The sequence below is a fragment of the Ralstonia sp. SA306 genome (assembly GCF_054792405.1).
Genome location: NZ_CP096452.1, coordinates 951,293 through 965,379, shown reverse-complemented (window position 1 = coordinate 965,379; position 14,087 = coordinate 951,293). Strand labels below are relative to the sequence as shown.

Below are 14,087 nucleotides of genomic sequence, written 5' to 3'. Positions count from 1 at the left end.
TCGGTGGTATCCAACGCGATGCGTCGCTTCGGGGCCGCGCAAGTATCCCCCCGGTACGCAGCGGGCGTTCAGAGGCTTATTTCAGGGGGCGCACGCTCATGCCGTTACTTAGTGTCGTTGGGGGATACGTGACCACAGTGTCGTGGTCCTGAAGCCCATCGAGTATCTGGGCTTCTTCCGCGTTGCGCTGCCCGATCTGAATGATTCGCTGGGCAGCTTTTCCATTCTTGACGATGAACGTGCACCAGTGGTCGCCGCAGCGGAATAACGCGCCGATCGGCAGCTTGAGCACATCAGGCTGGTCCGAGATGATGATGCGGCCTTGTACGCGGTAGCCATCATTCAATCTTCCCGGTGGGTCCACAAGGTCCGCGACAACATGGACGCGCTGCTCTTCGACCCCCAGCGCCGACACCTTGGTAAACGCCCCCGGACCGACTGTCCGTACCGTGGCGTTGACCGCCAATGGGCCACCCCACTCCACGACCGATACACGCATGCCGGCGCTGATCTTGACAGCATCGGTCGACAGCACGTCGACCACCAGTTCATAGCGCGAAGGGTCAGCTAAGACCATGAGGACCGTACCTGCGAGCACGACGCGCTCACTTTGCTGTTCGATGCGTAGCAGCACTGAGTTGGCCGGTGCCCGGACTTCAACAGGCTGCCCTGCTTCCAACGCCTTCAGATTCGCCATCGCGACACGAACGTCGGCTGCGGCCGACGTCTCCCTCGCGCGTGCTGCGGACAGATCGCTGGCACTGGAGGCAGACATGGTCCGCATCTGCTCCACTTCCTGCCTTGACATGGCACCGCTGCTCAGAAGCGTTTCGCCCCGGGCCAGGTCTCGGCGAGCCTGTTCGTAGTCCGCCCTGGCATGAGCGGCGCGCGCCTGAGCCTCTCGGAAAATTGCCTCTGCCGCATCAACCCGTGCGCGTTGCGATGCCCCCTCGCCAGGCGTCATCGGCACCGGCACCAGAGCGGCGATCACCTGCCCGCCTTTAATCTGATCGCCTTCATGCAGTTCAACGCGAAGCAGTCGGCCTGTGATCGGTGCCGTGATGACGTAACGATCATGCGCACGAATTTCGCCGTCTTCGTCGATCGTGACTTGAAGCGGCCCACGTGTGACGCGCCCTGTGTCCACTGTCGCAGGCGTTGGCCAGAGCGCGTAAGCGAGCGTCAATGCCAACGCAAGCGCGGCACCAGCAAGAGCAAGGGACTTTCGCAGAGCGCCGCGCTTCATGATTCTCTGGCCTTAAGCACTGCGACGATATCCAGCCGTCTGATCTTGCCCGCCACCAGCAGCCCCGAACACACAACCGCCCCACCCGCTACAAGGAATGCGTAAGCGAAGGTCGCGGCATGAACCACGAGCGGAAGGCGGTATAAATCTGTTGCCAGCCGAGTCGAGAGGAGCCCGCACACGCCATAGCCAAGCAGGAGCCCGGCTGGGAGCGCAATGGCGGTGAGCACAAACTGCTCCCCAAGCAGAATCCAAGCGACCTCGGTCTGCGTGAACCCGAGCACGCGCAGGGAAGCCAACTGCTGAACGCGCTCCGAGTAAGCGATTCGCATGCCATTGAACGCCACACCAAACGCAATCACACAGGCAAAGGCGAAGTTGATGGACGTGGACAGACGAACGCTTTCGTCCATGATCTTACGGAAGCTGGCGATGACGGACTGGCGAACTGCCACCGCATTCACCGTTGGCAGCCGCTTGAGCGTCGCATACAGATGCGCAGCCGCATGCTGATCGACGGACAACCTTGCCCCTGACCAGTTTCCGCTCTCCCCCAGCAGTTTCGCCAGCGCTTTCTGGTCCATGTAGGCCGCAACGCCTACCAGATCGCCGGACAGCTGCATCAACGTGACCTGTCTGGTTTGACGCTCGCCTTCAAGCACTTCGATGGTGACCGGATCACCGGGTTTTATACCAAGAACGGCGGCAAGTCTTGCCGAAACCACCAAGCCATCCGGGGGAATATGCAGCGGTCTGCCCTCATCATCAACGAGCCTGTGCAGATCTGCCTTCTGAGCGATTCCGCTCAGCGACACGCGCCGAGACCGATACCCAGCGGATAGCTTGACCGGTACATCGCGAAACCCTTCGACCTTCAGCACGCCGGGCAGACGCTCGATCGCGTAGACGGCGCGGTGAGATAACGGCTGAGAAAAGGCCACCGTCACTTCCTGGCGCTCGATTTGCTGAAATTGCGTATCGAACAAGAAATCGATTGAATCGAAGAAGAACCCGCCGACGACAAGAATCGCGCTCGCGCATGCAATGGCTAAGGAACCAAGGAGCGACTTGACGGGTTGGCGCGCGATATTGCGCGCAATCATTCGCCACACCACGCTGAGTTGCCGATAGATGCCCGCCCGCTCCACCCAGCCCACTGAAAACGCCGGAGGAACGACTGCGCGAAGCGCCTCGACGGGCATCAACCTCATGGCCTTCGCAGTGCTCATGATGGCACCGCCAAGTGCCGTTCCGAAGCTGATGAAGAACGCCCAGGCCATCGTCGAAAGATCGGCGCGAAATTCGAGGTGAGCCAGCCGATAGTACCGGGCGTAGAGATCGGTCAGATACGTCCCTAATGCCAATCCGCCACCAATACCGATAGCAGTACCTGCCGCAGCAACGACGCACCCGAGCTGCAGGTAATGCAAACCTACTGAAAGATCACCGTATCCAAACGCCTTCATCAAGCCGATCTGCGAGCGTTGTGTATCGATCAGCCGGGTCAGGACGTTCTGCAAGAGAAACATCGCGACGAGAAAAAAGATGGCCGGCACATAGGTAGCAGTCACGCGATTCTGTGCGATTTCGTCGGTAATGAACCGATTCGATATCTGGTCGTCCCGGCTGATTGTTCCAAGTCCGCCGTACGGCAACAACATTCGATCAATCTGCGCCATGAGGTGCGGCGCGGGCACGCTTGCATCGAGAGACAACACGAGATCATTGAAAGCGCCGTCCATGCGGAACGCTGCTGAAACCGCATTCGTTCCCATCCACACCACGCCGTAGTGACGGTTGTCGGGAAAGATGGAGCCGGCGCCTGCCTCGTAGACATACTCCGGCGAGATTGCAAGGCCAACAATGTGCAGGCGCTTCCAGCGGCCGTTCAAGATGGCGCTGAAATATTGGCCGGGGCGCAGGCCATTGGCATCTGCAAAGGCCCCGCTGACCAGCACCTCGTCTTCGCGGCCCGGCGAAATGTATCGGCCGCTTTGAAGATGCAACAGGTTCAGCGCAGGCCAGCCGAGTTCCGGGATCGAAACAAGGCGCGCCGTGGCTGGCTCGGAAAGGCCGGGTATGTCGACCGTGACATCTGACACCACGCGTGCGTCCACATGTGACACCCCCGGTAATGCAGCAATGCGCGAAGCCGTCTCCAGTGGTGCGCGCTTCAGATGCACGAAAAGATCGGCAAAGCGGTATGACGCGTAGTAGTCCTGCTGGGCGTTCAACAAAGCCAGATAGGTGCTGCGCATCGCCACAAACGTGGCAACGCCGCATCCGACAACCAAGACCGCCGCCACCACCTGCGCCCGCATTTGCCAGAGGTCTCGCCAGAGTAGCCGGACAAGCATGGTCACCATGCCAGATCCCCCACGCGGGCACGCTGGGCGTTGCGGCGTTGCTCGACAATGGTGCCGCTGCTCATGCGAACGACACGATCCGCCATGTCGGCGATGACGGCGTTGTGCGTGACGATGACGATCAGGGTGCCGAACTCGCGGTTCACCTGTTCGAGCACCTCTAGCACCAGTTGCCCCGTCCGGAAATCCAATGCGCCTGTCGGCTCGTCGCACAGGAGGACATCTGGCCGCTTTGCGACAGCGCGGGCGATGGCAACACGTTGCTGCTCACCCCCCGACATCTGCGAGGGAAAGTGATCCGCCAGCGCCCCGATCCCGACCCGGTTCAGGGCCTCAGTGGGGTCCAGCGGGCGCTCTGCGATGTCCGTCACCAGTGCGACGTTCTCGCGAGCAGTCAGGCTTGGAATCAGGTTGTAGAACTGAAAGACGAATCCAACGTGTTCCCGGCGGAATCGCGTTAGACCTCGTTCCCCCGCGTGGGAAAGATCGTGGTCCCGATACACGATGGAACCGGTTGTTGGTGTATCCAGCCCGCCCATCAGGTTGAGTAACGTGGATTTGCCACTGCCCGATGCCCCGAGCAGCACAACGATCTCACCCGCGCCGAGTTCCAGATCGACGTGTTCCAGGGCGCGCACGCTCACGCTTCCCATTGGATAGACCTTGCTGACGGCCTGAATATTGAACACCGTTTCCACGACACACCAGTCGGCTAGGGCGGCTGGCGAATAAGCCGCTCAGATGTTCGGCGCTGCCCAGAAAGCGACGTCCAGCGTTCTGCGATTGCCCTTCCGACTTGCATGCCTGCCGCAATTGCAACATCCACAGAATCAAAGTCCGGAGAGACGTGGTGGAAGCGCTCCAATTTGGGATATTCCAGCGCGGCTGACTTGGGCGAGCAGACAAAGCCGGTGTAGGCGTACTTGAATTCATCGCACCGCCCAACGACCGCCAAGATATGAATAGAGCAGCCCCGGTACTGTTCAATTGCCCAGGCCGACATATCGATCTCCTGCAAAGCATACGGGGCTGTCATGCATGCCAGCCTCATCAAGCTCTGCCCCCGCATGTCTGGGCAGGGTTTTCCGGGCGAAGAAGAGAGGGCCAGCGCACGGGTTCTTTCAGGCTACTTGTATTTGCCCGCCAGACGTTGACTTACCTCAATCAGTACAGATGCCAGCGCTGACGGGCCAACGTATCGGTAATCCGCCGCGTATTCAGTGCGTTGATATCCCACTCCAAATGCGCACTGTCGATGACATGCGCGACGACCGGTCCGGAACCAGGCGCTGCCCATCGCATTCCCGACTCAAAGCATGTGGGTCTGCTCATCGCCCTGCCCTTGTCCGTGCGGCTTTGGCGGACGATGCGATTGAATCCGGTCGCCGCCAGCGCAGACGCTTCGCTTGCACAAGGTACTGCCAATCCAGTTTGGCAAACCCATAAACGAGCGCCAGAAACACGACCTGCGACACGACGAAGTACACACCCATATACGCGCCGTCGATCTCCGTTTCCACATCCAGATAACGGGCACCAATCTGGGCAATGCGCGTCCAGGTCAGGTAGCTTATCCAGCGGCCAACGAAGAACGGAAGCCCGATCAACCAAAGCCGCATCCCAGTCAAGCCGTAGGCTATGAAGATGTAATTGGACGGGAACGGGCTGAAGGCGTACGCGAGCATCAGCCCGACCGTCATACCTTTGCGGTCTTCGAGCCAGGCGCGTACAACGTCGATGTTCTGACGATCCGCCTCGCGCATCCAGCGATTGCGTACGAGCGAGCAGGATAGCCGCGCCAGAACCAGACGGCCGAGGGTTGCCGCGCAAGCGGCAATGCCCGCAAGAAGCACCGGGTTGGCATCAGGCCGTGAGAAGCCGATCCATGACATCACCATCCACGTCGGCGGTGCGAAGGCCGGCATCACATTCAGCAGCAGGACGGTCGCGAACAATGCGAGCAGGTTTGTCATGACGATCAAGCCTCTCCTCCGAGCACATGGAACAGTTCGTCTTCTTGTGCGCAATGCAGCCGCAGGATGGCATCGAGCCCATACAGCAAGCGTTGCAGCTCCTGTGTCACAGCGGCGTCAGGGCCGTCGGAGGAAACATCCGCCACGATCCGGCCCAACAGGTTTGTCACGCGGAATATCTCGCGATGCATGGCGCTCATGGCAGCCATCGGGTCATCCCCACCAAGCAGGCGGGCGACGTCCGGATAGAGCTGGGTATCGTCGCGGCGCTCATGCGGCACCAGTACGTCTGCCAAGGACTGGTTGAGCGATAGCAGCGCGGCTTTTGCCGCACCACCGGCCATATGGGGCAGCGAGTCCGCGACCACGCGGATCCGGCTCAGGATGGGTTCCAGCTCTGCGTGTTCGGCCGTGAGGCGCTCGACGTCTGCAGAGACGAGTGACCGGGTTGCCTCGTCTTCTGTTGGCCGCAGTGCTCGCAACGCGCTGGCGATCGCCAGTACATCAATGACCTCTTGCAGCATTGCGCCCGGCAAAGGCGCCAGATAACCGAGTGCAGCGACAACCATAGCGGCCAGCGATAACGACATGCCGATCATCACGCTCTGCAGCGCGACGCGGCGTGTGCGGTGCGCTATCCTGACCGCGTCAACGAGCCGATCCAGACGGTCCACCAACAAGACAATGTCTGCAGCTTCCGAAGAGGCCGCAGCGCCGCGCGCACCCATTGCCACGCCAATGTCCGCAGCAGCGAGCGCAGGCGCATCGTTGACGCCATCGCCAACCATGACCACCCTGCCGTCGGCGCGTGCACCCCGGATCACCGCAAGCTTGGCCGCCGGAGACAGGGCCGCATAGACCTCCGTCACCCCCAACATGGATGCGACGGATTCGGCAACGTCTGCCCGGTCCCCGGTCAACATCGCCTGCCGTGTGATGCCCTCTCGACGCAAGAGCCGCAGCGCGCGAGGTGCCTCAAGGCGAACGCGGTCAATCAACTGCAATGCGCCCACCAGTTCACCATCCACGCCGACAAAGACAGCCGACGCACCGGCATAGCTCACGCGCTTGACGAACGCTTCCACCCAGCGCGGCATATCAGACGAACCCAAGACATACGGCAACGCGCCGATGGAAACGACATGCCCTTCAACGCGGCCGCAAACGCCGGCTCCCGGACTCTCGACAACGGCACTCGGAAGTTTCAGCGTCGCGCCCTGTTCGCGCGCGGCCTTGGCGACGGCTTCTGCCGTGACGTGATTCGATGCCTGTGCGAGTGAACCGGCCAAGCCCAGCACAACATCGGATGCGTATTGCGGGGCGCATTCGACGTCGACCAATCGTGCATATCCGCTGGTCAGGGTGCCCGTTTTGTCGAAGAACAGCGTGTCGGCCAACGCCAGTCGCTCCAATGCGCCGCCGCCTTTGACCAGTACGCCTCGCTTGGCGCAACGCGATAGCCCTGAAACGATGGCGACAGGCACTGCCAGGATCAATGGGCACGGCGTGGCCACGACGAGCACGGCAAGGCAACGCGCCGAATCACCGGTAAGGATCCAGCTTGCCCCCGCCAGGAGAACGGCGACGCCCCCAAAGGCAAAGGCGTACCGGTCAGCCAACCTTACGGAGGGGCTACGTTCTGCCTGCGCTGCACTGACCAGCCGGACAACGCCCGCAAACGTGCTCTTTTCGGCAGACGCACTGGCGATCATTTCGAAAGCGGCGCCCACATTCAGCACGCCGCTGCAAATGGCATCTGCCGCCTGGCGATGGCGGGTGAGGGATTCTCCTGTCAACGTGGATTCATCCAGATCGGCAGGCTCGGACAAGGTGCCGTCCACCGGCACGACTTCGCCGTGCCGCACCAGCAACCGGTCACCCGCTTGAACCTTCTCCAGGCTGACCTGATGCCACTGCCCGTCGTCGAAGCGATTGGCCCGCTTGGGTGCATGGCCAAGCAGCGCAGTCATCTCGCGCTGCGCACGCGCTTGGGCAAAGTCTTCCAACGCGCGCCCGGTCGCGAGCATCAACGCAATGACCGAGGCGACCAGCACCTCGCCCGACAAGAGCGCAAAGGTAATCGACGTCACCGCCAGAACATCCACCCCGGCCTGGCGTCGCATCAGTGACTGAACAATCGTGACGACCAGGGCCACCCAGTTCGGCACGACGCCAATCAGCCAGAGTTGCCGCGCGAGCACATCGGCACCGAGGTACCGCGCCCATAACCCTGCCGCCAAGGTCAGCACCGACAAAGCAAGCAATGCAACGTTGGCAAGCAAGCGCGCGGAGTGCATCGCTGAGGCTCTTGTCGGCGCAGTTTTCATGTGGGCTAGATCATGCGGCGCAGCAGCCGATCCTTCAGGATGAACTCATGCCAGAGCGCCGCGGCGGCATGCAGCCCGACCACGATATAAACGACCGTCGCGCCCGACTCATGAATTTCCTTGGCCAAGTGGGCCAACGACTTGTCCAGCGCCAACGCCAGCGTCAGATTCAGTCCGAACGGTTGAATCGGCTTGCCTGCCAAAGCCAGCGCCAGCAAACCCAAAACGGGCATCCCCACCATCAGGACGTAGAGCACGCCGTGCGTGAGTCGCGCGACAAGCTGAACCAGCGGTGTGCCCGGCACGGGAGGCGGTGCCTGCGTGCCCACCCGGGCCAGCAAGCGCAACACCATCAGGGCGAGCACGGAGAGCCCTGCTGTCTGATGGACCATGAACAGAGCGGCACGCTCGGCGCTGCCTTTCGGAAAGAAATCCATGATTTCGATGGCCACGACGGCGATCAACACCGCCAGAACCACGAGCCAATGGAGCGAGCGCATGGTGAGGGAGTATTTCGGTTCAGATTGCATAGCGTTATCCAGAATGTGTTGAGTAAGGGGTGAGGCTGGAGCAGGTCAATCGTCAAAGTCCCACATCCGGTGCAGATCGAGCTGGAGGCGGCTGTCTGCCTCCAGCAGGTCGACGCGGGCGAGCCGCTCGGCAAGCAGAGCCTCAGCCAGACTACGGCGCGTTGCCAGTAGTTCAGTCAAGCCCGACTCACCTGCGCGATATGAACGGGTTGCCCTGTCTGATGCGCTTTTCTGCAGCGTAACCGCTTCCATCTGCGCTTGCGCGCTCGCTCGTTTGCCTTGCAGGTTGCCATAGAGCACGTCGAATTCGGCACCCAGCCGACGCTCAGAACCCAATCTACGCCGAGCTGCCGCTTCCGCATCGGCCGCCGCCGCAGCAGCCGTTGAGCGCCGATGCGCCGAACCGATCGGCATGGCAACGCTTACGCCCATGATGCGTTCCGCACCGCCGCGCTCCACCGTAACAAACATGCCGACGGTCGGGTCAGGCCGACGCTCCAGATCTGCACGCTTGGCCATTTGTTGTGCCTGGGCCTCTTCTGCCATCGCAAGACGGTATTCGTGGCTGTCTTGAATGTACTGTGTCCGTAATCGATCTGGTGGATCTTGCGGCAATGCGGGCAGCGCGGTGTCGGGGCCAGACGTGGGGTGGCCCAACCCCGGAAACCGGGCTTGCAGCTCCGCCTGCGCCGTCTGTTCCGTAGCAACGGCTGTCGCCAGCGCAGCTTGCGTGCGCGCCCGATCGGCGGCGGCCAATTCAGCATCCAGGCGAGAGGCATCGCCCAGTTGCACCCTCCGGGCAGTCAGCGCCGCCAGATCAGTGGCCGCTTTGGCATTCTCCTGCGCCGCCTGGCGTGCCTGCCCTGCACGCACGGCGGCAAACCAGAGGGCCAGAATCTGGCGCGATGCCTCGTGGCGCGCATCCTTGACGGCCAGCTGCCCAGCCTCGGCGGCGGCATCGGCAAGCTGCCCATCGGCCTGCGCTTTGCCCCAAAGCCGCAACGGCCGCTCCACAGCGATCTGCCCTTCGGCATGGCGCTCTGAGGGGTCGCGTACCTGGCGCCCTTGGCCAATTGCGCGCACCACAGTTTCCGCTGTGCCAGCGCGGATGCCTTCTGCCCGAGCCAGTACGGCATCGCGGCGGGCCTCTGCCGCAAGCACGTCGGGCGACTGCGCGACGGCCTCGCGCACTGCGCTCTCCGCCGGCAGATAGGTCGGCGGGATTTGCGCTTGCGCTGCGGCACTCCAAAGCAGCATCGCGCTAGCTCCCGCCAATACGATGCGAAACATGTCCAACCTCATTGTGAATCTCCCTGCCCGGCGGCCGCACGCGGCCGAGGCAACCCAAAACGTTCAAACAGCAGGGGCAGAAGAAGCAGCGTCAGCGCAGTCGAAGAGATCAGCCCGCCCGATACGACGATCGCCAGCGGCCGCTGAATCTCTGACCCCGGCCCGCTGGCCAGCAGCAGCGGAATCATCCCCAGTGCGGTAATGCAGGCCGTCATCAGGACGGGCCGCAGGCGGTCTCGCACGCCGTCGCGCACGGCTTGCGCCATGCTCAAGCCGGACTCCAGCAGCGTGTTGAAGTGCGAAACCAGCACCACGCCGTTGAGCACAGCAATACCGAGCAATGCGATAAAGCCAACGGAGGCCGGCACCGACAGGTATTCGCCTGATATCCGTAGCGCCGCAATGCCGCCGACGAGCGCGAACGGAATGTTGGCGACCACCAGCACTGCCTGCCGCACCGAGCGGAACGTCAACATCAGCAAGAGAAAGATTGCGCACAGGGCCAATGGGACAACCAACGCAAGGCGCGCTGCGGCGCGTTGCTGGTTCTCGAACTGGCCGCCCCACACCACCCGCAATCCTTTTGGCAACGTACCAATACCGCTGACTGCTGCCTGGGCTTCCTGCACGAAACCCGCCAGGTCACGACCATCGACATTGGCCTGGATCACGGCAAACCGGGCGCCGTCTTCGTGGTTGATGCGCACGGGCCCATCCACGCGTTCGATACGTGCCAGAGAGGTGAGCGGCCATGCTTTGCCATCAGGCGCCGTTACCAGAAGGTTGGTCAGGTTTTCGGGCGCCTGCCGCAAGCCTGCTCCGCCACGCAGGATCAACGGCGTGCGGACGATGCCCTCGGGCACCACGCCAATCCGGTCGCCCTCGATCAGGGCGCGCAGTTGCGCCTGGAGGGCGTCGCCGGAGAAGCCGGCCTGACCGACCGCAGCGCGGTTCAGTGACACTTTCAGGTATTGCACGCCGCTGTTGCTGGGCGCAATCACCTCTGCCGCGCCCGGGATGGTGCGGACCTTGGCAGCAATGGCCTGCGCGGCTGCGTCGATGGCAGCAAGGTCGCTGCCGAACAGCTTGATGGCAACGTCGCCACGTGTGCCGGTCAGCATCTCCGAGACACGCATCTCAATGGGCTGCGTGAAGCCGTAGATCACGCCCGGGAAGCGCTCCATCACGCGCCGGATCGCAATCGCGATGTCTTCCTTGCTGCCGCGCCACTGATCCTTGGGCTTGAGTACCAGGAAGGTATCGGTTTCGTTCAGCCCCATCGGGTCAAGGCCGAGATCATCCGAACCCGAGCGTGCGACGATCGAGCGTATTTCCGGCACCTCCTTGAGCAGCGCCTGCTGCACGCGTTGGTCCATGTCCAGCGAGGCCGTTAGCGAAACGGACGGTGCTTTCTGCAACTGCACGATCAGGTCGCCCTCGTCCATCGTCGGCATGAATGTCTTGCCGACCGACATGTACAACACCACGGCCAGCGCCAACGCCGCCCCGGCCAGGCCGAACACCATGCGGCGATGCGTTGTCGTCCATGCCTGGATGCGCGCAAAACCGCTCGCGACCTTTCGCATCAACCAGGGCGGCTCATCTGCATGCGCAAGCAAGAGCAAAGAAGCGAGCGCCGGGACCACCGTAAAGGCAATGACCACGGACGAGGCCAGCGCCAGCACGATGGTCAGCGCCACCGGCCCGAAGAGCTTGCCCTCCAGACCTTGCAGTGACAGCAGCGGCAAGAACACGATGGCAATAATCGACACGCCCGACAGCATCGGTACCGCTACCGTTGCCACTGCATGGCGGATGACCGCACCGCGCAGGGCAGGATCGGTCTTGTGGTCTTGTGCGCGCGCCATGGCCGTCTCGATGTTCTCGACCACGACTACGGCTGCATCCACGAGCATGCCCAGTGCAATGGCGAGCCCCCCAAGGCTCATCAGGTTGGCCGTCAGGCCCACATAGCGCATCAGGAGAAAGGTCGCCAGCATCGACAGCGGTAGTGTGGCCGCCACGACCAGGGCCGACCGCACCCCACCCAGGAACAGATACAAGGTGATGACGACCAGCACGCTGGCCTCAATCAAGGCGCGAACCACGGTATTGGCCGCCCGTGTTACCAGCTCACCGCGGTTGTAGAAGACGTGGGTCGACATGCCCTTCGGCAACTGGGGCCCTAGCACATCCAGCCGCTCCTGCACCGCCTCGACCAGCTTGCGGGCATCGCTGCCGCGCAGGCCCAGCACCAGCCCTTCAACCGCTTCACCGTTGCCGTCTTTGCTGACAGCGCCGTTGCGGGTGGCTTCACCCAGCCGCACGGTCGCAACATCACCAACCGTGACCGCAGGGGCGGAAGTCAGGCTCTGCGCCGGTACCACGACAATCGCACGCAGATCATCCAGCCCGCGTATGCCACCTTCCACGCGCACGACCCAGTGCTCGTCTCCGCGGTCCAGCCGCCCTGCCCCGTCGTTGCGATTATTGGCGTCCAGCGCCTGACGCAGTTGCTCAAGGGTGACGGAGCGTGCGCGCAACCGGGCCGGGTCGGGTGTTACCTCATAGCTGCGCACCTCGCCGCCCAAGGCGTTGACGTCGGCCACGCCTGCCACGGTGCGCAGCGCTGGCCGGATCACCCAGTCCAGCACGCGGCGCCGCTCGGCCAAGGAATAGCCATCGCCCTCCACCGTGAACATGAACATCTCGCCCAACGGCGTGGTGATAGGCGCCAGGCCGCCCACTGCGGTCGACGGCAGATCACGCGCCAAGCCGGCCAAGCGCTCCGATACTTGCTGGCGCGCCCAGTAGACGTCTACCCCCTCTTCAAAATCGACGGTCACGTCGCTGATGCCGTATTTGGATACCGAGCGCACGATCGTCTTGTGCGGCAGGCCGAGCAGCTCCTGCTCAATAGGCGTCGAGACCCGCTGTTCGACCTCCTCCGGGGTCATGCCCGGCACCTTCAGCACGACCTTGACCTGCGTCGGCGAGATATCGGGAAACGCGTCGATCGGCAGGTTCAGATACGCCCACACGCCGGCCACAGCGAGCACGCCAGCCGCGATCAGCACCAGCACGCGTTGGCGCAAAGAGAACTCAATCAGGCGGGGCAACATCACTGCTCTCCCGCCAGCAAGCCCTTGAGCGCGCCGACACCTGTCACCGCCACGCGTGTACCCGCTGGCAGGTTGGCACGGACGACGGCGATGGCGTCGTCTGTACTGGCGACTGCGACATCCTGGAAGCGGAAACCCTTGTCGGTCGCGACGAATACGCCGGGCACACCCCGCACGTAGACCAGCGCAGCCACAGGAACCCGCAGCAGGCCCGGCGCGTTTGCATTGGCCGCGCTGCGCAGCTTGAGCGTGACGTTGACGCTCTCTCCGGCACGCAGGTCCCCACGTCGCTCCAGCGACGCACGCACGCGCACACCAGCAGTGCCATCACCGGAAGGCGCAACACCGATGACGGTGCCGCCCGCGCCGCGTTGTGCGATCTCGACCCGGTCGCCTGGGGCCGGCACCGGTATGTCGCGGCCAACGAGCAGGTCCAGCTCCAGAGCCGCCGGATCAACGATCCTGAAAAGCGGTGCCGCCGCGTCTACTCGCGCCCCCGGAACGGCGTTGACTTCGGACACCACACCGCCACGGCTGGCAACCAATTGCGCCTCACCACCGGGGCCGCTGAATGCGATGCCGGAGGACGCCAGCTCTGCCCGGCGCGCCTTCACCATGGCGCTGGCTTCAGCGGCCCGCGCCTGCGTGGCCTGCCAGCGGCTTGCAGCGATGATGCCGTCGTCGTACAGCGCCTTGTCGCGCGCGAGCGACTGCTGCGCGAGCCGCGCCTGGGAGTTGGCTTCCGTCAGTGCGCGGCTGGTTTCGAAGAGCTGCGGGCTCAGAAAACCGGCCAGCGGCTGGCCCGCCCGGACGGTTTGCCCGACCGACACCAACACCCGGGGCACCATGCCCGCGTATGGGGCGGCCACCACATATTGTGCATCCGGCTTGAAGACGACACGCGCATGCGTGCCGACCTCCAGCCCTGACGAAGCGGCGACTGGGCTGAAGCGCACGCCGAGGGAGCGCGCCTGCTCAGCCGATAGCGGCACCACCTGGGGGCCTGCTTGGGCAGCGGCCTGCTCAAGGGGAAACGCGATCAGCGCAATACACGCACTGGCCGCGACGATTCGTTTGAAAGACATGCCTGACTCCAATCCTCGGAGGCAGCGCCACGGACGCCACCTCTGATTGCCGCGCATACGCGAGCGACCTCAAGATCAACCGTCGCTCTGCATTTCCATGCGACGCGAACGACAAACTCTTACGGTGGATGGCCGATGGAAAGTGGAG

Annotated in this window: 10 protein-coding genes; all 10 read right to left on the bottom strand. The window is 63.0% G+C overall.

Going from position 1 to position 14,087, the window contains the following annotated elements; all coding sequences use genetic code 11:
• Positions 1-76 precede the first annotated feature (76 nt).
• A complete protein-coding gene (locus M1D44_RS20920) occupies positions 77-1,246 on the bottom strand; it encodes an efflux RND transporter periplasmic adaptor subunit (RefSeq protein WP_316852336.1) in 1,170 nt (389 codons plus the stop codon).
• Complete coding sequence (locus M1D44_RS20915; RefSeq protein WP_316852335.1) at positions 1,243-3,612, bottom strand: ABC transporter permease; 2,370 nt, start codon at positions 3,610-3,612, stop codon at positions 1,243-1,245. The genes M1D44_RS20920 and M1D44_RS20915 overlap by 4 nt, the downstream gene beginning before the upstream one ends.
• Complete coding sequence (locus tag M1D44_RS20910; protein ID WP_112187879.1) at positions 3,606-4,310, bottom strand: ABC transporter ATP-binding protein; 705 nt, start codon at positions 4,308-4,310, stop codon at positions 3,606-3,608. Before M1D44_RS20910 ends, M1D44_RS20915 begins: the two co-directional genes overlap by 7 nt.
• 14 nt (positions 4,311-4,324) lie before the next feature.
• Positions 4,325-4,615 carry a hypothetical protein gene (locus M1D44_RS20905; RefSeq protein WP_316852691.1) on the bottom strand — a complete coding sequence of 97 codons (291 nt, stop codon included), beginning with the start codon at positions 4,613-4,615 and terminating at the stop codon, positions 4,325-4,327.
• A gap of 325 nt (positions 4,616-4,940) precedes the next feature.
• Complete coding sequence (locus M1D44_RS20900) at positions 4,941-5,585, bottom strand: hypothetical protein (protein WP_316852334.1); 645 nt, start codon at positions 5,583-5,585, stop codon at positions 4,941-4,943.
• A 5-nt stretch (positions 5,586-5,590) separates the two neighbouring features.
• Positions 5,591-7,882 (bottom strand): heavy metal translocating P-type ATPase, encoded by a 2,292-nt coding sequence (locus M1D44_RS20895; protein WP_112187876.1) that lies wholly within the window; start codon positions 7,880-7,882, stop codon positions 5,591-5,593.
• Positions 7,883-7,917: 35 nt separating this feature from the next.
• Positions 7,918-8,442, bottom strand: a complete 525-nt coding sequence (locus M1D44_RS20890) for a cytochrome b (protein ID WP_024978882.1) — start codon at positions 8,440-8,442, stop codon at positions 7,918-7,920.
• Positions 8,443-8,487: 45 nt separating this feature from the next.
• Positions 8,488-9,744 (bottom strand): TolC family protein, encoded by a 1,257-nt coding sequence (locus M1D44_RS20885; RefSeq protein ID WP_316683056.1) that lies wholly within the window; start codon positions 9,742-9,744, stop codon positions 8,488-8,490.
• Positions 9,741-12,854: an efflux RND transporter permease subunit gene (locus M1D44_RS20880; protein ID WP_316852333.1), complete on the bottom strand. Its 3,114-nt coding sequence runs from the start codon at positions 12,852-12,854 to the stop codon at positions 9,741-9,743. Before M1D44_RS20880 ends, M1D44_RS20885 begins: the two co-directional genes overlap by 4 nt.
• Positions 12,854-13,939, bottom strand: coding sequence for an efflux RND transporter periplasmic adaptor subunit (locus M1D44_RS20875; RefSeq protein WP_316852332.1), 1,086 nt, complete (start codon positions 13,937-13,939; stop codon positions 12,854-12,856). The genes M1D44_RS20880 and M1D44_RS20875 overlap by 1 nt, the downstream gene beginning before the upstream one ends.
• Positions 13,940-14,087 lie beyond the last annotated feature (148 nt).

Bases quoted from the DNA above. Each gene is read 5' to 3' on its own strand.
- M1D44_RS20920 (WP_316852336.1), bottom strand. From the start codon at position 1,246: ATGAAGCGCGGCGCTCTGCGAAAGTCCCTTGCTCTTGCTGGTGCCGCG.
- M1D44_RS20915 (WP_316852335.1), bottom strand. From the start codon at position 3,612: ATGGTGACCATGCTTGTCCGGCTACTCTGGCGAGACCTCTGGCAAATG.
- M1D44_RS20905 (WP_316852691.1), bottom strand. From the start codon at position 4,615: ATGTCGGCCTGGGCAATTGAACAGTACCGGGGCTGCTCTATTCATATC.
- M1D44_RS20900 (WP_316852334.1), bottom strand. From the start codon at position 5,585: ATGACAAACCTGCTCGCATTGTTCGCGACCGTCCTGCTGCTGAATGTG.
- M1D44_RS20895 (WP_112187876.1), bottom strand. From the start codon at position 7,882: ATGCACTCCGCGCGCTTGCTTGCCAACGTTGCATTGCTTGCTTTGTCG.
- M1D44_RS20890 (WP_024978882.1), bottom strand. From the start codon at position 8,442: ATGCAATCTGAACCGAAATACTCCCTCACCATGCGCTCGCTCCATTGG.
- M1D44_RS20885 (WP_316683056.1), bottom strand. From the start codon at position 9,744: ATGAGGTTGGACATGTTTCGCATCGTATTGGCGGGAGCTAGCGCGATG.
- M1D44_RS20880 (WP_316852333.1), bottom strand. From the start codon at position 12,854: ATGTTGCCCCGCCTGATTGAGTTCTCTTTGCGCCAACGCGTGCTGGTG.
- M1D44_RS20875 (WP_316852332.1), bottom strand. From the start codon at position 13,939: ATGTCTTTCAAACGAATCGTCGCGGCCAGTGCGTGTATTGCGCTGATC.